We start from the raw sequence: 23,223 nt of genomic DNA on the forward strand, positions 1-23,223 counted from the left end.
GGGGAGAAGACAGGCGTCATCTCAGAGAAGGAACCTTCCGTGAAACGCATCCTCTTCGCAGCAGTTGGGCTTTTGTCTCTGGCGGGTGCCGTCAATGCCGCCACGCTCGACGAGGTGAAGGCGCGCGGCGCCGTCAACTGCGGCGTCTCGCAGGGCCTGCCCGGCTTCTCGAGCCCCAACGACAAGAATGAGTGGAGCGGTCTCGACGTGGACTTCTGCCGCGCCATCGCGGCGGCGATCTTCAACGATCCCACGAAAGTGAAGTTCAGCCCGCTCTCCGCCAAGGACCGCTTCACCGCGCTGACCTCCGGCGCCATTGATGTCCTGTCGCGCAACACCACCTGGACCATGTCGCGCGACACCACGCTGGGCTTCAACTTCGCCGGCGTCATCTATTATGACGGCCAGGGCTTCCTCGTGCGCAAGGCGGTGGGCCTGAAGTCGGCGAAGGAGCTGCAGGGCGCCTCGATCTGCGTGCAGACCGGCACCTCCAACGAGCTCAATGTGTCCGACTTCTTCCGGGCCAACAACATGAAGAACGGGGAGGTGATCGCGTTCGGCACCATCGACGAGACGGTGAAGGCCTATGAATCGGGCCGCTGCGACGTGTTCACCGCCGACCGCTCCCAGCTCGCCGCCGTGCGGCTCAAGCTGACCAATGCCGCCGACCACGTGATCCTGCCCGAGACCATCTCCAAGGAGCCCCTCGGCCCGCTCGTGCGCCATGGCGACGACCAGTGGTCCGACCTCGTGAAGTGGGTCTATTTCGCCCTCCTCAACGCCGAGGAGCTGGGCATCACGCAGAAGAACGTGGAAGAGCAGGTCAACTCCCAGAACCCGGACGTGAAGCGCCTTTTGGGCACGGACGGCAAGTATGGCGAGGGCATCGGCCTCACCGCCGACTGGGTGGTGCGCATCGTCAAGGCCACGGGCAATTACGGCGAGATCTACGACCGCAATGTGGGCCCGGCCACCCCGCTCGGCATTGATCGCGGGCTCAACAACCTGTGGACGAAGGGCGGCATCCAGTACGGCATGCCCGTGCGCTGATGCGCGCGAGCGGCCATCATTGAAACCACCGGTGGCGGACGCCGTGCGCGGCGCCCGCTGCCAGCAAAGATAAAAGGGCTCAAAAGCCCGCACTTTTCGGGGGTACCATGTCGGATGCTCGCCTTTCGGGGCCACCGGCGGCGTCACGCCGTCGCTGGTCGTGGACGGATCCCAAGCTGCGCTCCTCGGTGATCCAGATCGTCCTGGCGCTCATCATGGTGTGGCTGGTCTGGTCGTTCTATGCCAATGCGACGGCCAACCTCTCCCGGCTCGGCATCGCCTCCGGCTTCGGCTTCCTCGACAATCGCGCCGGCTTCGCCATCAGCCAGTCGCTCATCCCCTACAACGAATCCATGAGCTACGGCCGCGCCTTCGTGGTGGGCCTGCTGAACACCCTCCTGGTGGCCTTTCTCGGCGTCATCCTCGCCACCCTCATCGGCTTCGTGATGGGCGTCGCCCGCCTGTCGAAGAACGTGGTGATCAAGGCCCTCGCCTCCGCCTATGTGGAAGTCACCCGCAACCTGCCGCCGCTGTTCCAGATCATGTTCTGGTACCTCGCCGTGCTCTCGACCCTGCCCGGCCCGCGGCAGAGCTGGGGCTTCGGCCTGCAGCCGCTGCTCGGCTCCATCGGCTCCGGCCTGTCGGCCATCGGGCTCGGCTTCCTCGGCAACCCGCTTTCCGGCTTCGCGGCGGGCCTGTCGGCACCGTCCGTGTTCGTGAACAATCGCGGCCTCGTCCTGCCCCGTCCCATCTTCGAGGACGGCTCCATGGCCATCCTCTACGCCCTCGTGGCGGCGGTGGTGGCGAGCGTGCTCATCGGCCTGTGGGCGAAGAAGCGGCGCGAGGCGACGGGCAAGCCGTTCCCGGCATTCTGGACCGGCCTCGCCCTCATCATCGTGCTGCCGCTGGCGGCGTCCTACGCCGTGGGCAATCCCGTCAGCATCGAGACGCCGGAGCTGCGCGGCTTCAACTTCGTCGGCGGGGTTCGCGTCATCCCCGAATTCGTCTCGCTGCTTTTGGCGCTCGCCATCTATACCGGCGGCTTCATCGCCGAGATCGTGCGCTCGGGCATCCTCGCGGTCTCCAAGGGCCAGAGCGAGGCGGCACACTCCCTCGGCCTGAGGAGCGGGCCGACGCTGCGCCTCGTCATCATCCCGCAGGCCATGCGGGTGATCGTGCCGCCGCTCACCAGCCAGTATCTCAACCTCACCAAGAACTCCTCGCTGGGCGTCGCGGTGGGCTATCCGGACCTGTTCGCGGTCTTCGCCGGCACGACACTGAACCAGACCGGACAGGCCATCGAGATCATCGCGGTGACCATGGCGGTCTACCTGACCATCTCCATCGTCACGTCCATGATCATGGGCTGGTACAACAAGCGCGTCGCGCTGGTGGAGCGGTGAGATGAGCGACACCACCGCCCCCCTCTCCCGCCCCGGGGTCTCCCCGGCCCAGGCCTTCGTTTCCGCCGCCTTGCGCGAGCCGGAGCCGGCCCCGGTCTCGACCCGCGGCCCCGTGCTGTGGGTGCGCCAGCACCTGGTCGGCTCGGTGCCGCAGGTGCTCCTGACCCTGTTCGGCATCTGGCTGGTCTATGTGACCGTCCCGCCGCTCATCAAATTCTTCCTCATCGACGCGGTGTGGACCGGCACCAGCCGCGAGGCCTGCCTGCCCGAGAAGGTGGGGCGGCCCGTCGGTGCGTGCTGGCCCTTCATCTGGGCCAAGATGGACCAGCTGCTCTACGGCTTCTATCCGGCGAGCGAGCGCTGGCGCGTGAACGTGGTCTATGCCCTCGGCGCCATCCTGCTGCTGCCGCTGCTGATCCAGAAGCTGCCCGGCAAGCGCCTCAACGCCATCGCGTTCTTCGGCGTGTTCCCGGTGGTCGCCTTCGTGCTGCTCACCGGCGGCAATCTCGACATGCAGCGCTTCCTGGTCGGCTCGATCGGTTCGATCGGCTTCGGCGACCTGTTCACCTCGGGCGGCTCGGTGCAGGGCCTGCGCGCCAGCTTCTGGATCGACTTCGTCGTCTCCACGGTTATCGTCACCGCCATCGCCTTCCTGGTCTCGCGCTTCGTCGCGGGGCCGGAAGCGGGGCCGGCCGCGGCGAAGGCCACGCTCAGCATGCTCGGCCTGCTCGGCCTCATCATCTTCGCGATGGATATCGACCTCGGCCTGCCGCAGGTGGAAACCCGGCTGTGGGGCGGCCTGCTCGTGACGCTCGTGATCGCGGTCACGGGCATCACGGTGTCGCTGCCGTTCGGCATCCTTTTGGCGCTCGGGCGGCGCTCCAAGCTGCCGCTGGTGAAGGCGCTGTCCATCATCTTCATCGAGTTCTGGCGCGGCGTGCCGCTCATCACGGTGCTGTTCTTCGCCACCTACATGCTGCCCTTGTTCCTGCCCGGGCGCTTCACCATCGACGGCCTGCTCCGGGCGCTGGTGGGCGTGGCGCTGTTCGCCTCGGCCTACATGGCGGAGGTGGTGCGGGGCGGCCTCCAGGCCATCCCCAAGGGCCAGTATGAGGGCGCCATGGCGTTGGGCCTCAGGCCGGGGCTGATGATGCGCCTCGTGGTGCTGCCGCAGGCGCTGAAGATGGTGATCCCCGGCATCGTCAACAACTTCATCGGCCTGTTCAAGGACACGACGCTGGTGCTGATCGTCTCCATCTTCGACCTGCTCGGCTCCATGCGCGCGGCCTTCACCGATCCCAGCTGGGCCTCGCCCACCACACTGTTCACCGGTTTCGGCTTCGCCGGCATCATCTACTTCGTCTTCTGCTTCGGCATGTCCCGGTATTCGATGGCGCTGGAAAAGCGCCTCGACCGGGCCCAGCGTCACTGATCGAAAGGGCGACCCATGAGCACCGACCCCATCATCGCCCAGACCGAGGCCACCGCCCCGAAGATCGCCGTGGAGCTGGTCGGCGTGAACAAGTGGTACGGGGATTTCCACGTGCTGCGCGACGTGAACCTCACGGTGGAGCGCGGCGAGCGGCTGGTCATCTGCGGGCCTTCGGGCTCGGGCAAGTCCACCCTCATCCGCTGCATCAACCGGCTGGAGGAGCACCAGAAGGGCCGCATCGTCGTGGACGGCATCGAGCTGACCGACGACCTCAAGCACATCGACCAGGTGCGCCGCGAGGTGGGCATGTGCTTCCAGCACTTCAACCTGTTCCCGCACCTCACCATCCTCGAGAACTGCACACTCGCGCCCATGTGGGTGCGCAAGATGCCGAAGAAGGAGGCCGAGGACCTCGCCATGCACTTCCTCGAGAAGGTGAAGATCCCCCACCAGGCGCACAAATATCCCGGCCAGCTCTCCGGCGGCCAGCAGCAGCGCGTGGCCATCGCCCGCGCGCTCTGCATGCGTCCGCGCATCATGCTGTTCGACGAGCCCACCTCCGCCCTCGACCCCGAGATGGTGAAGGAGGTGCTCGACACCATGGTGAGCCTCGCCCATGACGGCATGACCATGCTGTGCGTGACCCACGAGATGGGTTTCGCGCGGCAGGTGGCGAACCGGGTGATCTTCATGGATGCGGGCCAGATCATCGAGATGAACGAGCCCAATGCCTTCTTCTCCAACCCGCAGCACGAGCGCACCAAGCTGTTCCTGAGCCAGATCCTGCACTGAGGAGCGGCCGGGCCGTGCGCGGCAGGGCGGGCGCGTGGCGCCTCAACGTGAAACGCGGCACCGGCGGTGACCCGGCGGAGTGCGCGCCGGCCCCTCACGACAGGGCCCGGACGGGGCCCTTGAGCGCGCCCCGCGCAGGCCCGCGACGGCATCACCCTCAACCCGCCGCGGCATCGGCGGCACCTGCCTGCCGCCAATCCCCCGGGTCGCGCGGGCCGGACGACACTGAACTCCCTCGGCCTCGCCGGCGCGCGGGCATCGGCGCGCATCCCCGCCCGTGCCGCGCTCCCGTCCCTCCGTCTCGGCTGCTGCCGCGATCGCGCTCTCGCCCCGCCAGCGACGGCCATCGGCCGGATCTCCCCCGGCCACGGGTTCGGGCCCGCCCACCAGCACCGCCGAAACTCCCCATCCAGCCGCCTCACCACCCGCTGACAGATCCGCAGCCCTTTTCCACCCAGCGCGCGGTGGCCAGCACCTGTGCCGGGAGTTGATCTTCGGACACTGATGTATTACTCAAGGACTATGAAGCGGTATTCTAGTATTGAATGCTTCTAAACTGGCCCTGAAGTCCCGATTGTGCTGACGGGCGCACCTGCTGATCTGGAGCGATTCAAAAATGAGCAGGCATGAACATGGTGGCGCCGGCCTCTTCGGCGTGCAGGTGGGTGAAGACGGAGCGGTGAGGGGCGCGCAGCGCGCCTGCCGCACCATTCCCATGACCGATACACAGCTCGACAGCCGCGACCTGTTCGCCGCCGGACGGCTCGTGACCATCACCCATGGCGAGCACACCTATCAGTTGCGCCTCACGGCCCAGAACAAGCTCATCCTCACCAAATAGCCCGTCCCCGCCCCCTGCGGCGGCACGCCGCCACGAGGCGGCCGGGCGCCGCCGCGAGGGCTCGCCCCGTGCCTTTCCTTTGCCGCCTTTGGCCTGCATCAGGGCCGCCCCCGGCGAAAGGCGCGCCGCGCGCCGATCGTCCGGCCCTTTTCGGCACGGGCGTTTCTGCTATTGTCCGCGCCGATTTCAGCGGATCCAGACAGAAGCATGGCCATCTCAGAGCCCGCGTCCAACACGCGCCGGGCGTTCGACCTCGACCTGCCCCGGCGCCTCGTTCGCCTCCTGGACGTTGCCTCGGCGCGCCATGGCCGCGCCAGCCTGCTGCTCGTGGCCGTGGCGCTTCTCGCCTTCCTGCCCGGCTTCTTCCAGCTCTCGCCCATCGACCGCGACGAGGCCCGCTTCGCGCAGGCCACCAAGCAGATGCTGGAGAGCGGCAATTTCGTGGACATCCGCTTCCACACCCAGGCCCGCCACAAGAAGCCGGTGGGCATCTACTGGCTCCAGGCCGCGACGGTGAAGGCCGGCGAGGCGGTCATCGGTCCTTCCGCGCTCTATTCCATCTGGCTCTATCGCCTGCCGTCCCTGTGCGCCGCCATCGGCGCGGTGCTGCTCACCTACTGGACCGCCCTCGCCTTCGTCACCCGCCGCGGGGCCCTCCTCGCCGGCCTGATGATGGCGGGATGCGTGCTGCTTGGGGTGGAGGCGCGCCTCGCCAAGACCGATGCGGTCCTGCTCTTCACCATCATCGCCTCCTTCGGCGCGCTGGCGCGGGCCTATATGCGTCCGGCCGCGGAGCGCGCGGGCGACCTGAAGCTCGCCGCCATCTTCTGGACTTCGCTGGCCGCCGGCATCCTCATCAAGGGGCCCATGGCGCCCCTGTTCGTGGGCCTCGCAGTGGCGGCGCTGGCGGTGGTGGAGCGCTCGGGCGGCTTCCTGAAGCCGCTGAAGCCGCTTCCGGGCCTCGCCTGGTGCCTGCTGCTGGTGCTGCCCTGGTTCGTCGCCATCTATTATGTGACCGACGGCGCCTTCTACCAGCACGCCGTGGGCGTGGACATGCTGGGCAAGGTGGCCGACGGCGCCGAGGGGCACTGGGGCCCGCCCGGTACCTATTTGCTGGCGGTGTGGGGCACCTTCTGGCCGTCCGTGGCCCTCGTCGCCATGGCCGCGCCCTTCGTCTGGCGCGCCCGGCGCGAGGAGAAGGTCCGCTTCCTGCTGTGCTGGCTGGTGCCGGGCTGGCTGGTGTTCGAGATCGCCGCCACCAAGCTCCCCCATTATGTGCTGCCGCTCTACCCCGCGCTCGCCATCCTGGTGGCGCTGGCGGTGGAGCGCGGCGCCATGGCCAAGGCGGGAAGCCGGCTCGGCGGCCTCGTCTGGCTGTGGCCGGTGCTCGCCATCGTGCTGTCGCTGGCGCTCGGCGGCGCCTATCTGTGGTTCGGCAGCGGCTTCGGCCTTGCCGCATGGCCGCTGCTCATCCTCGCCGTCGTGCTGCTGTGGAGCGCGGCGCGGGCGTTTGCGCGCGTGGGCATCGAAGGCGCGTTCCTCACTGCCTTGGTTGGGGCCCTGGTGCTGTTCATCGCGGTCTATCAGGTGATGCTGCCGCAGATGCGCGCCCTGTGGATCTCCGAGCACCTCGCCCAGGTGGCCCGCGACGAGGGCTGCCCGGCCGAGAAGATCGCCTCCTTCCCCTACCAGGAGCCGAGCCTCGTCTTCCTCGTGGGCACGAAGATCAACTACATCCTGCCCGACGCGGCGGCGGTGCTGCTGAAGCAGGGCGGCTGCGCCCTCGCCTTCATCGACACCCGCTTCATTCCCTTCTTCGAGACCAAGGCCACCGAGATCGGGCTGAAATATCACGCCGTCGGGACGCTTTCGGGCTTCACCTACAATGGCGGGCGGCAGGTGGCGATCACCGTGTTCCGCTCGGACGAGGCCGCCCCGTGACGGCTGAGGCCGCCCCCGGAGGGGTGCCGCACGCGCCGGTCCGCCATGCGATCACGCAGGCGGCCGAGGGGGTGCGGCTGCTGGTCTTCTCCATCGGGCAGGCACTGTCCTATCTCGTGCGGCGCCGGATCGGCACTCCCCTGCCCCGCCTCGGCTTCGCGGGCCGGTGGGAAATCCTCGCCTTCATCCTGCTGGCGGCAGGGCTGACGGCGGCGGCCATGATCCTGGTGGACCCGATGGTGGCAGGTCTGCGTCACAGGCTGCCGGTATGGCTTATCGTCCTGTCCGAGCGCCTCACCGATCTCGGCTTCAGCGGCGTGGTGCTGTGGCCGCTCGGCATCGGCCTCGCTTATGCGCTGCTCCTGACCCATGCGGGCGATGCCGTGACCCGGCGCATCGCCGCGAGCGTCGCCGCGCGCATCGGCTTCCTGTTCCTCGCCGTCGCGCCGGTGGGGCTCGGGGTTTCCATCTTCAAGCACATGCTCGGCCGGGCGCGGCCCCACGCCGCCCTGGCCTTGCCGGGACCCAATCCCGAGCTCACCTTCCATGTGCTGGCGTGGAAATCGAGCTTCGCCTCCTTCCCCTCGGGCCATTCAACCACCACCTTCGCCGCGGCGATGGCGTTTGCCGCGCTGTTTCCGCGCGCCCGTGCCTGGCTGCTCGCGCTCGCCGTCCCGGTGGCGGCGACGCGGGTTGCGCTCGGCTCCCATTTCCCGAGCGACGTGATCGCCGGCGCCGCTGTCGGATCGGCCTTCGCCCTGTGGATGATCCGCCTGTTCGCGGCGCGCCGGCTGGTGTTCCAGGTTGACGCCGCGGGCCGGATCGCGCCCATGGCGGGTCCATCCGCGCGCCGGCTCGGTCGCCTTGTGCCCCGCGCCGCTTTCAGCTCCGCCGTTCCAGTCGAAGAGGCGAGACCGTGACCTCTCCCGTTGCCAATGCGTCCGCGGCCCCCCGATTGTCGGTGGTCATTTCCGTGAAAGACGAGGCGGACAACGTCCTCCCGCTGATCGAGGAGATCGACCGCGCCCTCGTCGCCGAGGCGTTCGAGCTCATCTTCGTGGATGACGGCTCCACCGACGCCACCCTCGCCAACCTGCGGAAGGCGGCGCAGACGCGGCCCTATCTGCGCATCCTCGTGCACGAGAAATCCTGCGGCAAGACCGCGGGTGTCGACACCGGCGCCCGCGCGGCGCAAGGCGACATCCTGCTGCTGCTCGACGGCGACGGGCAGAACAATCCGGCCTACCTCCCCGAGATGGTGCGGGTGATGGACGAGGGCGGATCGCGCATTGGCATGGTCCAGGGCGAGCGGCAGGGGCGCAAGGACACGCGCTTCAAGCGCTTCCAGTCGCGCCTCGCCAACCGCATCCGCAACAGCCTGCTGAACGACGGCTCGCGCGACACCGGATGCGGCCTGAAGGCGGTGCGGCGCGACCTGCACCTGCGCCTGCCCCTGTTCGACGGGCAGCATCGCTTCATGGCGGCGCTGGTGCGGCGCGAGGGCTATGAGACCCGCACCGTGAAGGTGGTGGACCGCGAGCGCTGGTCCGGCGTGTCCAAATACGGCTTCTGGAACCGCTTCGGCGTCGGGATCCTGGATCTCTTCGGCGTGTGGTGGCTGGTGCAGCGCCGGCGCGTTCCGCACGTGGTGGAGCGTGGCTGATGATCTATTACCTCAGCCAGATCGGCGATTACCTGCACGACGTCTTCATCGACCAGTTCGACTGGTGGGTGGTGCTGGGTCTCGTGGCCCAGATCATGTTCACCATGCGCTTCGTGGTGCAGTGGATTGCCAGCGAGAAGGCGCAGCGCTCGGTGATCCCCTTCGCCTTCTGGACCTTTTCGCTGGGCGGCGGCACGCTGCTCCTGATCTACGCGCTTTACCGGCGCGATCCGGTGTTCATCGCCGGGCAGGCGCTGTCCACCTTCATCTATATCCGCAACCTGCAATTCGCCCTGCGCGAACGCCGCGCCGCCCGCTCGGTGACCTGAGGGGGAACCGGGAGCGCCCGCCCTACTCCGCCGCGATCCGCTCCGGGACGGGCTTCGGCGCCGGCTCGGCGTGGCGGCCAGAGATGGCGTGGTGCACCACGCCGTCCAGCCGGTCGAGATAGAGATAGATCACCGGCGTGATGTAGAGCGTGAGAAGCTGCGACAGCAGCAGCCCGCCCACCACCGCCACGCCCAGGGGCTGGCGCAGCTCCGAGCCCGCCCCCGCCCCGAGCGCGATGGGCAGCACGCCGAAGATAGCGGCGAGGGTGGTCATCATGATGGGGCGGAAGCGCAGCAGCGCCGCCTCGCGGATGGCGTCCGCGGCATCGGTCCCGGCGCGGCGGCGCTCCAGCGCCACGTCGATCATCATGATGGCGTTCTTCTTCACGATGCCCACCAGCATGATGATGCCGATGATGGCGATCACCGACAGTTCCATGCCCGCCACCATGAGCGTGATGAGCGCCCCGATGCCCGCCGAGGGCAGTCCAGACAGGATGGTGATGGGGTGGATGAAGCTCTCGTAGAGGATGCCCAGCACGATATAGATCACCACCACCGCCGCGAGGATGAGCAGCGGCTGGTTGGAGAGCGAATCCTGGAACACCTGGGCATTGCCCTGGAATCCCGTGCTGATGCTGGCCGGGATCGAGGCCGCCGCCGCCGCGGCCTCGATCTGCTCCACCGCCTGGCCCAGTGCCGTTCCGGGGGCGAGGTTGAAGGAGATGGTCACCGCCGGCTGCTGCTGCTGGTGCTGCACCGAGAGCGGCCCCACCGTGCGGGTGATGTTGGCCACCGTCTCCAGCGGCACCACCCCACCCGACGAGGTGCGCAGATAGACCCGGCCGATGTCGCCCGGCTCGCGCTGGAAGCGCGGCTGCACCTCGGCGATGATCGCGTACTGGTTGGTGGAGGTGTAGAGCGTCGCGATCTGCCGGGTGCCGAACTGGGTGTAGAGGGCATCGCGCAGCTGCTGCTCGGTGATCCCGAGCGCCGCCGCCTTGTCCTTGTCGAGGACGATGGTGATCTGCGGATTGGTGATCTGCAGGTCGGAGGTCACGTCGCGCAGGCCCGGAAGCGTGGCGAGGCGCTGCTCCATGTCCTTGGCGACGGTGTAGAGGGCATGGGTGTCCGCGCTCTGGAGCGTGTACTGGAACTGGCTCTTGGAGGCGACGCCGCCCACCGAGATGTTCTGCACCGGCTGGAAGAACACGTTTACGCCCGGCACTTGCGCCACCCGGCGCCGCAGGTTCTGGATCACCCCGTCGGCCGAGAGCAAGCGCTCGGAGCGCGGCTTCAGAGCAATGAACAGGCGGCCGGTATTGGTGGTGCGGCTGATGCCGGTGGCGCCGGCGGTGGAGACCAGATAGTCCACGTCCGGGTCGGCGCGCACGGCGGCCGCCACCTGCTTCTGCCGCTCCACCATGGCGTCGAAGGATGAATCGGTGGCCGCCTCCACCGTGCCGGTGATGAAGCCGTTATCCTCCTGCGGGAAGAAGCCCTTGGGGATGATGATGTAGAGGTAGACCGAGAGCCCCACCGTCGCGAGCGTCACCAGCAGCATGAACGGCCGGTGCCGCAGCACGAAATCGAGGCTCACCCGGTAGGCGCCGAGCCAGGCGTCGAACATGCGCTCGGTGAGGCGGAAGAAGGCGGACGGCTTCCTGGTGTGGTCCGGCGCCTTCATCACGCGGGCGCACAGCATGGGCGTCAGCGTCAGCGAGACGAAGCCCGAGACCAGGATGGCGACGGAGATGGTGACCGCGAACTCGCGGAACACGCGCCCCACCACACCGCCCATGAACAGAACGGGGATGAACACCGCCACCAGCGACAGCGTCATGGAGATGATGGTGAAGCCGATCTCCCGCGAGCCGCGTATGGCGGCGCGGAAGGGCTTCTCGCCATTCTCCACGTGGCGGTAGATGTTCTCCAGCACCACGATGGCGTCGTCCACCACGAAGCCGACGCACAGGGTGAGCGCCAAGAGCGTCATGTTGTTGATGGAAAAATTCATCAGCCACATCACCGCGAAGGTGGCGATGATGGAGAGCGGCAGCGCCAGCGAGGGGATGATGGTGGCGCGCACGTTGCGCAGGAACAGGAAGATCACCAGCACCACGAGGACGATGGCCTCGAACAGGGTCTTCTGCACGTCCGCCACCGCATCGCGGATGGAGACGGAGCGGTCCATCAACACGTCGATGCTCACCGCGCCGGGCAACTGGGCGCGGAAGGACGGCAGGCGCGCGCGCACCTCGTCCACCACGCTCACCGTGTTGGCATCGGGCTGGCGCACCACGGCCAGGACGATGGCGCGGGTATCGTTGAACCAGCTCGCCACCCGCTCGTTCTCGACGCCATCGCTGATGGTGGCGATCTCCTCGAGCCGCACCGGCGCGCCGTTGCGCCACGCCACCACGATGCGCCGGAACTGGGACGCATCCGCCTTGGTGGAGCCCATGTCGATGGTCTGCGACTGCTTGGGGCCGGAGATGACGCCGAGCGGGGTGTTCGAGGCGGCCGCGGCGACCGCGCGCTGGATGTCGTCGGCGGAAATGTTGCGCACGCCCGCGGCAGCAGGATCCACCCGGATGCGCACGGCATATTTCTGCGTGCCGTAGATCTGCACCTGCGCCACACCCGGCAGCTGGGAGATCTGCTGGCCGATCAGCGTGTCGGCATATTCGTTCACCGCCGACAGCGGCAGGGTATCGGACGACACCACCAGCAGCAGCACTGGCGCGTCGGCGGGATTGACCTTGCGGAAGCTCGGCGGCGTGGTCATCTCGTCCGGCAACTGGCGCTGCGCCACGGAGAGGGCCGACTGCACGTCGAGGGCGGCGGCGTCGATGTTGCGGTTGAGGTCGAACTGCACCGTGATGGAGGTGGACCCCTGCGTCGACGACGAGGTGAGCGAGGAGATGCCGGCGATGGTGGCCAGCTGGCGCTCGATGGGGGTGGCGACCGCCGTCGCCATGGTCTCCGGATTGGCACCGGGCAGGGACGCGGAGATGTTGATGGTGGGAAAGTCCACCCGCGGCAGCGCCGCCACCGGCAGCTGGCGGTAGGCGAACAGGCCCGCCACCACCAGCGACAGCATGATCAGCGTCGTCATGACCGGACGGCGGATGCACAGTTCGGCGAACATGGCGGTTCAGCTCCCGGCCACGGGCTGGGCGCGGGGGCGCACGTTCACGCGGCTGCCGTTTCTCAAGGAGAGCTGGCCGTCGGTCACCACCGTCTCGCTGCCGGAAAGCCCCCTGGTGATGACCGTGCGCCCGTCCACCGTGCGCGCGGCGGTGACGGGCCGCACATGGGCGATGCCGTCCTCGACCACGAACACGAAGGTGCCGTCCTGGCCGTTCTGGACCGCCTCGCTGGGCACGGCGACGATGTCGTTCTCCACCCGGAGCGTCACGGTGACGGAACCCAGCGTGCCGGGCCACAGCCGCTCGTCGGCATTGGGGAAGATGGCACGGGCGGTCAGGGTCCCGGTCTGGGGGTCCACCGTATTGTCGATCACCGCCACCCTGCCGTCGGAGATGGTCTCGCCCGAGCCCTGGAGCATGATGGAGACCTTGGCGTCCTGCGCCGCCCGGAGGTCGCCGATGTAGCGCTCCGGCAGGCCGAAGGCCACATAGATAGGCTTCAGCTGGCGCACGGTGGCGAGAGTATCGTCCACCCTTATCACCGCGCCGGGCCGGACCGTGGATACGCCGATGCGCCCGGAGGCCGGGGAGCGGATGTCGTAATAGCCGCGCTGCACCTTGAGGGACTGAAGGTTCGCCTCGTCCTGCGCCACCACGGCCCTCTGCACATCGGCGGCAGTGCGGGCGTCGTCAACCTGCACCTGCGAGACGGCGTTGCGGGTGACGAGGCCGGTATAGCGCTCCACGTCGCGCAGCAGCTTCTCGAGCTGCACCTTGTCGCGGGCGAGAGTGGCGTCGGCCTGGCGGATCTCGGCGTCGATGACGCGGGAATCGAGCCGGTAGAGGAGGTCGCCCTCCTTCACGAAGGCCCCGTCGGAAAAGCCGACCATGTCCACCGCGGCGGCAACTCGGGAGCGGATCGGCACGGTGACCATGGATTCCACGGTGCCCAGCGCCTCCACCCGGACCGGAAGCGCCGTGCGCTCGGCCTTGGCGGCGAGCACGGCGACGACGCGGCCCTGCGGGCTCTGCTGCTTCTGCGCCGCGGCGCTCATCCACGGCTTCCTGTCCCACACCCAGGCGCCTGCGCCGAGCAGTGCGAGACACAGGACGGCCGTTACGATCCGTCCTTTACGCGATCCCTTCTGGGCGGACATGCAAACCTCGATCGACACCGCGCCGGAACCGGATTCAGCCGGGCCCGCTCAGCCCAGGCCGTTCGTCTCCAGCCTTCCAGAAGCCTTTATACCGCTCTGATCGGGACACAATCCGAACGGACGGGCAGGGCCCGGCCTCGCCGCGATGCAACACTAAACCGTTGGTTCGGTCCAATTAAGGTTTGGTCAGGTCCGCTCCCGGTGCGCCATGACGGCATGACGCACTCGTGATCAGCTCAGCGCAGCAACGGAACCTGGGCCAGCCGTTCCAGCGCCCGGTCGATGGTCTCGTCGCGCTTGGCGAAGCAGAAGCGGACCACGCTCTTCACCGCGTCCTGCGCATAGAAGGCCGAGACCGGGATGGTGGCGACCCCAAAGGTGCGCACCAGGTCGAGGCAGAAGGCCTCGTCGTCCGCCGCGTTGGTATGGGCGGAAAGGTCGATGGAGAGGAAGTAGGTGCCCCGCGAGGGCAGGACCGAGAAGCCGAGACCGGCGAGCCCCTGCGCCAGGCGGTCGCGGGAGCGCTGGAGGTCGGACCGCATGCCGGTAAAATAATTGTCCGCCTTGCCGAGCCCGTAGGCCACCGCCACCTGCAGGTTGGGCGGGGTGGTGAAGGTGAGGAACTGGTGCGCCTTGGACAGCACCTTCATCAGCGCCGGCGCGGCGAAGACGAGGCCCACCTTCCACCCGGTCATGCCGAAGATCTTGCCGGCGGAGGAGATCTTCACCGTCCGCTCGCGCATGCCGGGCAGGGCCATGAGCGAGGTGAAGGCGACGCCGTCGAAGATGACGTGCTCCCACACCTCGTCGCACACCGCATAGGCGTCGAACGCCACGCAGAACTCGGCCAAAAGGGCGAGATCCTCGCGGCCATAGACGACGCCGGTGGGGTTCTGCGGGTTGTTGAACAGCACCAGCTTGGTGCGTTCGGAGAAGGCGGCGGCAAGTTTCTCCCGCGTGATGCCCCAGGACGGCGGCTCGAGCCGCACCAGCTTCGGAATGCCGCCGGCCCGCTTCACCAGCGGCAGGTAGGCGTCGTAGAGGGGCTGGAACAGCACCACCTCGTCCCCGGGCTCGATGAGGGCGAGGAGCGCGCCGGCCAGCGCCTCGGTGGCGCCGGAGGTCACCATCACCTCGGCGTCGGGATCAAGCTCCAGCCCCTGCCAGTGGCGATAGTGCGCGGCGGCGGCGGCGCGCAGCTCCGGCTGGCCCATCATGGGCGGGTACTGGTTCCAGCCGTCCACCACCGCGTCCGCCGCCTTGCGCCGTACGTCCTCCGGGCCGGGATCATCCGGGAAGCCCTGGCCCAGATTGACCGCCTCGTGGGTGCGGGCGAGCTGCGACATCACCTCGAAGATGGTGGTGGGCAGCTGCGCGTAGATCGGGTTGAGCGACCGGGCGGGGCGGGCGGACGGAGAGGAAAGAAGGGACATGGAACGGTCACGACAAGGGAAAAAGGCTCTGGCCGTTTAGACCTTCTCGCCGTGGGACGGAAGCCCGGTGGAGACCGCGGCCTCCCCGGCCATCAGCGGCTTCAGGGCGGCCACCAGCGCCTCCGGCGTCACCTGGCCCATGGGCATGAGCACTTTTGCGGCCTGTGTGCGCACGCCCGGCCGCATCACCAGCACCACCGTCTCGGAGCCGCCGCAGGCGGGATCGCCGCAGGAAATCTCGGAGACGGAAACCGTGGCGTCGGCATCGAGCTTCAGGGTGTCGCGCACGAGATCCGCCAGGGTGCGGGCGGCATCGCGCGCGGGCCCCGCCTCCCCCCGCCGGCGCATGAACAGCCTCATCCCCGTCTCCCCGATGGATTCCCGGCGATGTTTGAACCGCCCTCGCGGCGCAAACATGACGGCGCCTCACTCCTCATCGTCCTCCCCCTCGGGCTGGAGGCCGAACAGCCGCCGCACCTTCGCGATGGACCGCTTGAGCCGGCCCGCCTCCAGCCGCAGCACGGCCCAGGTGACGCGGCCATCCACCACCTCGCGCACCTCGATCACCGCGTGCCCGTACTTGATGCGCATGCCCCGCGCCGGATGGTCGTCCGAGCGGTCGGCGAAGGCCTCGGCGATGGTGAGGCCAAGCTCCGAGTCGGGCACCGTGAGGCCGTAGAAGCTCATGAGGTCGCCGAGCCGCACCTCGCCCACGAAGGGGAAGGCGGCGCCGTCATCCATGGGCGTCGCCTCCTGCGGGCGGAACAGGCGGTCGAGCTGGTGCACCCGCTTGGGCGGCGCCAGCACATAGCCGTAGTCGCCGACCTTGAGGTGGCCGGCGGCTTCCGGCGTCAGGGTCTGGCCGGCGCGCACCACCATCATCAGCCGCGCCCAGGTGGGCAGCGCGGCCTGCCCGGTGGCGGGCGTGCCGGCCACCACCGGATAGGCCACCAGCTCCATGTCGGTCTGCCCCGGCAGGTCGATCTCGAAGCGGCGGATGCCGGGGGCGGGATCGGACAGCGCCACGTCGAGCCGCCGCGCCACCGCCGCCATGGTCCAACCGTGGAGGATCAGCGACACCAGCACCACCGCGAAGGCCACGTTGAAATACACCTCTGCCTGCGGAAGGTGCGCCAGCATGGGAATGGTGGCGAGGAAGATGGACACCGCCCCGCGCAGCCCGGCCCAGGAGATGAACAGCTTCTCCTTGAGCGAGAAGCGGAACGGCGCGAGGCAAAGGAACACCGCCGCCGGGCGCCCCACCAGGATGAGGAAGGCGGCGACCCCGAGGGCCGGCAGCGCGTAGAACACGATCTTCTCGGGCGACACCAGAAGGCCCAGCATCACGAACATGACGATCTGGCACAGCCAGGTCACGGTATCGAGGAACGAGGTGATGGAGGCGATGGCGCGCACCGGCCGGTTGCCCAGCACCAGCCCGGCCAGGTAGACCGCCAGGAAGCCCGAGCCGTGCAGCAGCGAGGTGACCGCGAACAGCAGCACCGCGACGCCCATCACCATCACCGGATGGAGTCCGCCGGGCAGGTCCACCCGGTTGAGCAATGCGACCAGCGCATAGCCGCCCGCCACGCCCAGCACGGCTCCGACCGCCATCTCCCGCATCACGCCGATCACCATGGCGATGCCGGGATTGCCCATGTTCGTGGTCAGCAGCTCCACCAGCAGCACAGTGAGGAACACCGCCGCCGGATCGTTGGTGGCGGATTCGATCTCGATCACCGAGCCCACGCGGCGCCCGAGATGCAGCCCCTGCGCCCGCACCAGGAACAGCACCGCCGCCGCATCGGTGGAGGCCACGATGGCGCCAACCAGCAGGCTCTCCAGCGGACCGAGGCCGAGCAACGGCGCCGCCACCAGCGCCACCAGCGTCGCCGTCATCACCACGCCGATGGTGGACAGGCCCACCGCCGGAATGATGGCCCCCCGCATGCTGGCGATGCGCATGCGCAGCCCGCCATCGAACAGGATCACCGCCAGAGCCGCCGAGCCCACCATGTAGGTGGCCCAGTAGTCATTGAAATGGATGCCGCCGGGCCCGCCCTCCCCCGCCGCGACGCCGATGACGAGGAACACCAGCAGGATGGGCGCCCCGAATCGCGCCGCGAGCAAGCTCGAAAGGGTGCCGACAACCACCAGGGCGGCAACCACAAGAAGAACAAGATTGGAAACGAAGACGGAACCCATCACATGCCGGGCCACCCGCCCGCCCTTCGCAATTGAGATGCAACAGTAGCGTCTGTGGAGCCGAAGGCGTAAGCTTTTGATCGTCGCGGTCGCGAGGTCAGGCCGTCCGTGATGTGAACCGTAAGCCGATCCGGGGGCGGAAAGGTTCAGGAAATGTCGTTGAACGGCATTCCCGCCGCGTATCTCGTCATGTCGATGGTGCGTTCGCGGGGCAGTCTCGTTCTTGAGAGCGAGACCGTCTGCTTTGACCGTGATCTAGCCGTCGCCATGGCGATGGACGATTGCAGAAGCTGCTCATGGTCGGGCGTGTATCCGCTCGACGCGGAAGGACGTTGCGTTGCCGGGAGCCCGATCTTCTGCATGGGCTCGCTGAGCGCGGCGCTGCGGTCCGAACGGGACGGCGCCTACACCGCGGAGCGCGCCGAAGCTGCGCAGTCAGCGCCCTGATCCGCGCCCCGCGATGAATGCCATCGCCTGGAAGGGCGAGGCAAACTGGACCACGCTCACCCGCCGGCTGCCGCACACGTCGCAGCGCAGCGCGAGAGTCTCGCTCGCGGGTTCAGGTGTTTGGCTCGTGAGCTGACGCTCAGCAGTGTCCTGTCGCGGGGACAGGAGGGAGCGCCGCCCGCAGCGGCCGCATTCGGCACAGATCATCGCCCGCATCAGCCTCCAAATCACGGTGGCATGATGGCGATGGTCCGCGCCTAGAGCACGCGCCGATCTGCTTGCATCGCAAGCTGATCGGCGAACGCGTTCTCTTTCTTGCGTTTAGAGGGCGATTCACCGAGCAAATTGATTCAATTTGCTCGGATCGCGCTCTGGCTCAAAGAAGCGCGCGGGCGTGGAAAAACAGGCGCACCCGCCGTTCCGCGAAGGCCACATCCTCGGGCCGGCCCGCCTCGGCGGCGCCGATCAGCGCCTTCAGTGCGGAATCAAGGCCCGGACCGCCCTCCCCTTCGGCGAACCGCTGGAGCAGGAGGCGACCGCAATCGGAGAGGTTCTCAAGCTGCGTGCCGTCGGGAAGGCAGATGGGACGGTTGAGTGGCGTAAGCCAGAATCGCGTCATGGTGACCTTCAAACGCAGGGAAGACGGCCCCGGCTTCGCACCCGGACACCCTCTTCGGTTCGGCCCCCAAACTCGCGCCCGCCCGGCGGGATCGCCCCCTCGGTCTCACGCCCTTTCCCCGTCACGCTCCAGAGCCGCAACCGCAAACCAGCCCCTGGTATCGGTCCACACCCGCCGTTTCTGCCACCCGGCGCGACGCGCCATGGCGAGGAAGGCTTCGGCGGAGAACTTGTAGGAATTCTCCGTGTGGATGGTTTCGCCCATGCCGAAGGCGAAATGGTGGCGGTCGATGCGTACCGCCTGCTCCCTCACGCTTTCGAGATGCATCTCGATGCGGCTTTCCTCCGCATTGAAGAAGGCCCGGTGCCGGAACGCCGCCGGCTCGAAATCCGCGCCGACCTCGCGATTGATGCGGGTCAGCAGGTTGAGGTTGAAGGCGGCCGTGACGCCCTGCCGGTCGTCATAGGCCGCTTCCAGCACCGTGCGCGCCTTGGCCAGATCGAAGCCGATGACGAAGAGGGCGCCGGCACCGAGCACCTCGCCCACATGGGCGAGGAAGTCCGTTGCCGCCTCGGGCGTGAAATTGCCGATGGTGGAGCCGGGAAAGAAGCCGACCCGCCGGCCTTGCCCCAGCGGCGGCAGGCGCACCGGCTGCGTGAAGTCCGCCTCCACCGGCACCATGGCGACGGCGGGATAAGCGTCGGCAAGGCGCGCCACCGCCGCGCGCATGTGCGGGCCGGAAATGTCAATGGGCACATAGGCCGAGGGCTCGGCCATGGCATCGAGCAGCAGGCGCACCTTGATGCTCGATCCCGAGCCGAACTCCACGAGGCTCGCCTCGGGTCCCGCCAGCGCACCGATCTCGCCGGCGCGGGCCTTGAGGATCTCCAGCTCGCAGCGCGTCGGGTAATATTCCGGCAGGCGGCAGATATGGTCGAACAGGCGCGAGCCGGCTGCGTCGTAGAAATATTTGGGCGGGAGCGCCTTCTGGGGCCGGGAGAGGCCGCAGATCACGTCGGCGCGCAAGGCGGCGACGGCGTCGTCCGCCCGGTCGCTCCCGGTGCCGGAAAGGGACGCCGCGCCTGACGCGTCGAGCAATGTCGGGACCGTTCCAGCGGCCGGCTGGGCAATAAGATGGACCGCCATCAGGCATCCTCCGCAAGTCTCAGGCCGGCGAAGGGCCAGCGCTGGTGGGGGTAGAAGAAGTTGCGATAGGTGGCCCGGACGTGCCCGTCCGGCGTGGCGCAGCAGCCGCCCCGTAGTACCATCTGCGAGGACATGAACTTGCCGTTGTATTCCCCGAGCGCCCCCGGCGCCGGCCGGTAGCCGGGATAGGCGACGTAGGGGCTCTGGGTCCATTCCCACACGTCGCCATAAAGCTGGGCGGGATGGCCGGACGACGCCCCCGCCGCCAGCGGGCGCAGCGCTCCGGATTCCAGGAAATTGCCGGAGACGGGCACATGGCGCGCCGCCACTTCCCACTCCGCCTCGGTGGGCAGCCGCCGCCCGGTCCAGCGGGCATAGGCATCGGCCTCGTAATAGCTCACATGGACGACGGGGGCGGCAGGATCGACCGGCCGCTGGCCGCCAAGGGTCATGGCTTCCCAGCCGGCGTCGGTCTTCTCCCAATAGAGCGGCGCGTCGTACTCGCCCGCCTTCACCCGCGCCCAGCCGTCCGCGAGCCACAGATCGGGACGGCCATAGCCGCCATCCTCCATGAAGGCGATCCACTCGCCATTGGTCACCGCGCGGCTGGCGAGGCGAAACGGCCGCAGCAGCACCGCCTGGCGCGGCCCTTCATTGTCATAGGCGAAGCCGGTGCCCGCATGCCCGATCTCGAAGATGCCGCCGGGATAGTCGAAGAAGGACAGGTCCGGCGCGGCTCCCGCCGGGGCGCTCGCGCCGGGCCGGTAGGCCGGGCGCAGCGGGTTGGCGGCGAACAGGTTCAGGAGGTCCATCAGGATCAGCTCCTGATGCTGCTGCTCGTGGTTGATGCCGGTCTCCACCAGCGGCGCGATGGCGGAAAAGGCACCCTCCCCCGCCGTCGCGATCAGCTCGCCCATGGCCTGCGTCACCCGGGCGCGATAGGCCGCGACCTCCTCCACCGTCGGCCGGGTGATGAGGCCGCGCGCGGACCGGGCATGGCGGGCGCCGGCAGCCTCGTAATAGGAGTTGAACAGGTAGGCGAACCGGGGATGGGCGACGGTGTAGCCCGGAAGATGCGGCACCAGCAGGAACGTCTCGAAGAACCAGGAGACGTGGGCAAGGTGCCACTTGGTGGGGCTCGCGTCCGGCATGGACTGCACGGTCTGGTCCTCGGGATGGAGGTCCCGCGCCAGATCCTCGCTCAGCGCCCGCACCCTGCGGAACCGGCCCAGCCATTCGCTGCGCGGGACGCCGTGCGCGCGCATCTCGTGATGGATCGTCATTTCACCTCGCCGTTGGACGGCTCGAAGGTCAGCACGCGTCCGCAGCGCGATCCGGGCAAACCGTACCAATCTGCCCGGTGAACCGCCCTTTAGCCCAAAGAAGGAGAACGCGTTGCCCGATCAGCTTGCAAAGCAAGCCGATCGGCGCGTGCTCCGGAGCGATAACGCCGGCGGACACGTGTTGGTTCTGCAAGCAGGTACGCGCGAGCGTGGCCGTTCGTTACGTCTGGCTGGACACGATCGCGAGAGCGGCCCTCACCCGGCGGCGAGCGCCACCACCGCCTCGATGGAGCGAAGGGAGGGGCTGGCTCCATGCCAGACGGCCATGGTGCGCACCTGCGGCCCGGCGATGGCGCGGGTCTCGATCTCGCCCAGCGCGCGCCAGCGCTCCACCGCCGCCTCCGGGAGCAAAGTGCGGCCGAGCCCGGCCGCCACGCAGCCGATGATGCCGTCCAGCGTGCCCAGTTCCAGCATGGGCAGGTCGCCCAGCACCTCGCGGCAGCGCTCGCGGTAGCAGCAGCCTTCGCGGAACACGATGGCCGCGCTCTCCGGCGGCGCCCCCCTCGGCACCACCTCCACCAGCCGCTCGCTCCACAGCGGCGCGGAGGCGAAGCGATCGTCCACCACGTCCTCGGCGACGAAGATGAGGTCGAAGGCGCCGCGCCTGAGGCCCGCCATCAGCTCGCCGCTGGTGCCGCTCTTCAGGGTCAGGCGCAGGGGGGAAAGGGTGTCGCGGATGCGTTTCAGCACCGGCGGCAGGCGGACCGCCGCGGTAGTCTCCATGGTGCCGAGGCGCAGGGGCGGCCAGTCCTGCGCCGAGGCCTTCAGGCGCGCTTCCGCCTCGGTGGAGAGGCTGACGATGCGCGCGCCGTAGTCGAGGGCGAGGCTGCCGGCGGCGGTGGGCACCATGCGCCCGTCCATGCGCGCCACCAGCTTCTGGCCGAGGCGCTCCTCCAGCTTCTTGAGGCGGGTGGTGACATTGGACTGCACGCAGCCCAGCCGCTCCGCCGCGCGGGTGATGCTGCCGGTCTCGGCCACGGCCTGGAGGAACTGGATGTCGCGGATATCCATCATCAAAAGTGAACGATAATATCATAATGTTTCAATTTCAATGAAGATAGCGCGCGCCATAATGGGATGAGCGAAGGACGCCCGCCCATGACCCACGTTACGCATCTTCCGGATCACCCCGCGCAGACAGCGCCCTGGCCCGACCGCCGTCTTCTCGATCTGTTCGGCATCGTGCACCCCATCCTGCTCGGGCCCATGGCGGGCGCGGGCACGCCGAAGCTCGCCATTGCGGTGGGCTGGGCGGGCGGCCTCGCCTCCCTGCCCGGCGCCATGTACCAGCTGGACGACCTGCGCGCGGCCATCAAGGAGGTGCGTGCCGGCCTCCCCGGACGGCCGCTCAACGTCAATTTCTTCTGCCACACCCCGCCGTCGGCCGATCCGGTGCGGATGATGCGGTGGCGGGCGCGGCTCGCGCCTTATTACGTGGAGCGGGGCCTCGACCCGCAGGCGACGCCCCCGACTGGCGGGCGCGCGCCGTTCGACGCCGCCTTCTGTGCGCTGGTTGAGGAAGAGCGGCCGGAGGTGGTGAGCTTCCATTTCGGCCTGCCCGATCCCGCGCTGCTTGAACGGGTGAAGACGACGGGGGCGAAGGTGATCTCCAGCGCCACCACCGTCGCCGAGGCCAGATGGCTGGAAGCGCGCGGCTGCGACGCCATCATCGCCATGGGGCTGGAAGCGGGCGGGCATCGCGCCACCTTCCTCGGCGACGATGTCGCGGGTGACATGGCAGGCGACATGAGCCGGCAGGTCGGCACCTTCGCCCTCGTGCCGCAGGTGGTGGATGCGGTGCGCGTGCCGGTGATCGCCGCCGGCGGCATCGCCGACGGGCGGGGCATGGCCGCCGCCCTCACCCTCGGCGCATCGGCGGTGCAGGTGGGCACCGCTTTCCTGTTCTGCCCGGAAGCGAAGATCCCCGCCGTCCATCGCGCCGCGCTGGAGGCGGCGGGAGACGACGGCACCGCCCTCACCAATCTCTTCACCGGCCGCCCGGCGCGCGGCGTCATGAACCGGGTGATGCGGGAGGTGGGCCCCCTCTCCGACGATGCGCCGCCCTTCCCCCTCGCCGGTGGCGCCCTCGCTCCTCTTCGGGCAGCGGCGGAAGCCGAGGGACGCGGCGACTTCACCAACCTCTGGGCCGGGCAGGCCGCGCGCCTCGCCCCCCGGCTGCCGGCGGCCGACCTGACGCGCAAGCTCGCCGTCGACGCCCTCTCCCGGCTCGGTCCTGCGGCCTGAACCGGCGCAGCTCTCCGGTACGGCAG

At 68.5% G+C, this 23,223-nt stretch carries 20 protein-coding genes; 11 read left to right on the forward strand and 9 right to left on the reverse strand.

Annotation, left to right across the window (positions count from 1 at the left end):
- The first annotated feature begins 39 nt into the window (after positions 1-39).
- From K9U40_RS02815 to K9U40_RS02855, 9 genes are all read left to right on the forward strand, one after another.
- Entirely contained in the window at positions 40-1,050 is a 1,011-nt protein-coding gene (locus K9U40_RS02815; RefSeq protein ID WP_282888727.1) for an amino acid ABC transporter substrate-binding protein, read from the forward strand.
- Positions 1,051-1,157: 107 nt separating this feature from the next.
- Positions 1,158-2,453: an amino acid ABC transporter permease gene (locus K9U40_RS02820; RefSeq protein WP_282888728.1), complete on the forward strand. Its 1,296-nt coding sequence runs from the start codon at positions 1,158-1,160 to the stop codon at positions 2,451-2,453.
- Between the two features lies 1 nt (position 2,454).
- The gene (locus tag K9U40_RS02825; RefSeq protein ID WP_282888729.1) at positions 2,455-3,885 is read left to right on the forward strand and encodes an amino acid ABC transporter permease; all 1,431 of its coding nucleotides are present in this window, start codon (positions 2,455-2,457) and stop codon (positions 3,883-3,885) included.
- Positions 3,886-3,900: 15 nt separating this feature from the next.
- A complete protein-coding gene (locus K9U40_RS02830; protein ID WP_282888730.1) occupies positions 3,901-4,677 on the forward strand; it encodes an amino acid ABC transporter ATP-binding protein in 777 nt (258 codons plus the stop codon).
- A 616-nt stretch (positions 4,678-5,293) separates the two neighbouring features.
- Positions 5,294-5,518, forward strand: a complete 225-nt coding sequence (locus tag K9U40_RS02835; protein ID WP_282888731.1) for a hemin uptake protein HemP — start codon at positions 5,294-5,296, stop codon at positions 5,516-5,518.
- 207 nt (positions 5,519-5,725) lie between these two features.
- Positions 5,726-7,459, forward strand: coding sequence for an ArnT family glycosyltransferase (locus tag K9U40_RS02840; protein WP_282888732.1), 1,734 nt, complete (start codon positions 5,726-5,728; stop codon positions 7,457-7,459).
- A complete protein-coding gene (locus tag K9U40_RS02845; protein WP_282888733.1) occupies positions 7,456-8,379 on the forward strand; it encodes a phosphatase PAP2 family protein in 924 nt (307 codons plus the stop codon). Before K9U40_RS02840 ends, K9U40_RS02845 begins: the two co-directional genes overlap by 4 nt.
- Entirely contained in the window at positions 8,376-9,122 is a 747-nt protein-coding gene (locus K9U40_RS02850) for a glycosyltransferase (protein ID WP_282888734.1), read from the forward strand. Before K9U40_RS02845 ends, K9U40_RS02850 begins: the two co-directional genes overlap by 4 nt.
- Positions 9,122-9,451 carry a lipid-A-disaccharide synthase N-terminal domain-containing protein gene (locus K9U40_RS02855; RefSeq protein ID WP_138398401.1) on the forward strand — a complete coding sequence of 110 codons (330 nt, stop codon included), beginning with the start codon at positions 9,122-9,124 and terminating at the stop codon, positions 9,449-9,451. Before K9U40_RS02850 ends, K9U40_RS02855 begins: the two co-directional genes overlap by 1 nt.
- A gap of 22 nt (positions 9,452-9,473) precedes the next feature.
- On the opposite strand, the gene K9U40_RS02860 is transcribed toward K9U40_RS02855, so the two are convergent.
- From K9U40_RS02860 to K9U40_RS02880, 5 genes are all read right to left on the reverse strand, one after another.
- A complete protein-coding gene (locus tag K9U40_RS02860) occupies positions 9,474-12,602 on the reverse strand; it encodes an efflux RND transporter permease subunit (protein WP_282888735.1) in 3,129 nt (1,042 codons plus the stop codon).
- A gap of 6 nt (positions 12,603-12,608) precedes the next feature.
- Entirely contained in the window at positions 12,609-13,658 is a 1,050-nt protein-coding gene (locus tag K9U40_RS02865; RefSeq protein ID WP_282888736.1) for an efflux RND transporter periplasmic adaptor subunit, read from the reverse strand.
- A gap of 338 nt (positions 13,659-13,996) precedes the next feature.
- Entirely contained in the window at positions 13,997-15,193 is a 1,197-nt protein-coding gene (locus K9U40_RS02870) for an aminotransferase (RefSeq protein ID WP_282888737.1), read from the reverse strand.
- Between the two features lie 36 nt (positions 15,194-15,229).
- Positions 15,230-15,553 (reverse strand): hypothetical protein, encoded by a 324-nt coding sequence (locus K9U40_RS02875; protein WP_282888738.1) that lies wholly within the window; start codon positions 15,551-15,553, stop codon positions 15,230-15,232.
- Between the two features lie 66 nt (positions 15,554-15,619).
- A complete protein-coding gene (locus K9U40_RS02880; RefSeq protein ID WP_282888739.1) occupies positions 15,620-17,398 on the reverse strand; it encodes a potassium/proton antiporter in 1,779 nt (592 codons plus the stop codon).
- A gap of 159 nt (positions 17,399-17,557) precedes the next feature.
- Between K9U40_RS02880 and K9U40_RS02885 the strand changes: the two genes are divergently transcribed.
- On the forward strand, positions 17,558-17,845 hold the full coding sequence (locus K9U40_RS02885; protein WP_282888740.1) for a hypothetical protein: 288 nt from the start codon (positions 17,558-17,560) through the stop codon (positions 17,843-17,845).
- 376 nt (positions 17,846-18,221) lie between these two features.
- On the opposite strand, the gene K9U40_RS02890 is transcribed toward K9U40_RS02885, so the two are convergent.
- From K9U40_RS02890 to K9U40_RS02905, 4 genes are all read right to left on the reverse strand, one after another.
- The gene (locus tag K9U40_RS02890; protein ID WP_282888741.1) at positions 18,222-18,464 is read right to left on the reverse strand and encodes a hypothetical protein; all 243 of its coding nucleotides are present in this window, start codon (positions 18,462-18,464) and stop codon (positions 18,222-18,224) included.
- A 105-nt stretch (positions 18,465-18,569) separates the two neighbouring features.
- Complete coding sequence (gene egtD, locus K9U40_RS02895; protein ID WP_282888742.1) at positions 18,570-19,610, reverse strand: L-histidine N(alpha)-methyltransferase; 1,041 nt, start codon at positions 19,608-19,610, stop codon at positions 18,570-18,572.
- Positions 19,610-20,893 carry an ergothioneine biosynthesis protein EgtB gene (egtB, locus tag K9U40_RS02900; protein ID WP_282888743.1) on the reverse strand — a complete coding sequence of 428 codons (1,284 nt, stop codon included), beginning with the start codon at positions 20,891-20,893 and terminating at the stop codon, positions 19,610-19,612. The genes egtD and egtB overlap by 1 nt, the downstream gene beginning before the upstream one ends.
- A 255-nt stretch (positions 20,894-21,148) precedes the next feature.
- Positions 21,149-21,967 (reverse strand): LysR family transcriptional regulator, encoded by an 819-nt coding sequence (locus K9U40_RS02905; protein ID WP_282888744.1) that lies wholly within the window; start codon positions 21,965-21,967, stop codon positions 21,149-21,151.
- Positions 21,968-22,051: 84 nt separating this feature from the next.
- On the opposite strand from K9U40_RS02905, the gene K9U40_RS02910 reads away from it, so the two are divergent.
- Positions 22,052-23,197, forward strand: coding sequence for an NAD(P)H-dependent flavin oxidoreductase (locus tag K9U40_RS02910; RefSeq protein ID WP_282888745.1), 1,146 nt, complete (start codon positions 22,052-22,054; stop codon positions 23,195-23,197).
- Positions 23,198-23,223: the final 26 nt, after the last annotated feature.

It is taken from the genome of Xanthobacter autotrophicus (assembly GCF_030015065.1).
Classification (GTDB): Bacteria; Pseudomonadota; Alphaproteobacteria; order Rhizobiales; family Xanthobacteraceae; genus Xanthobacter; species Xanthobacter autotrophicus_D.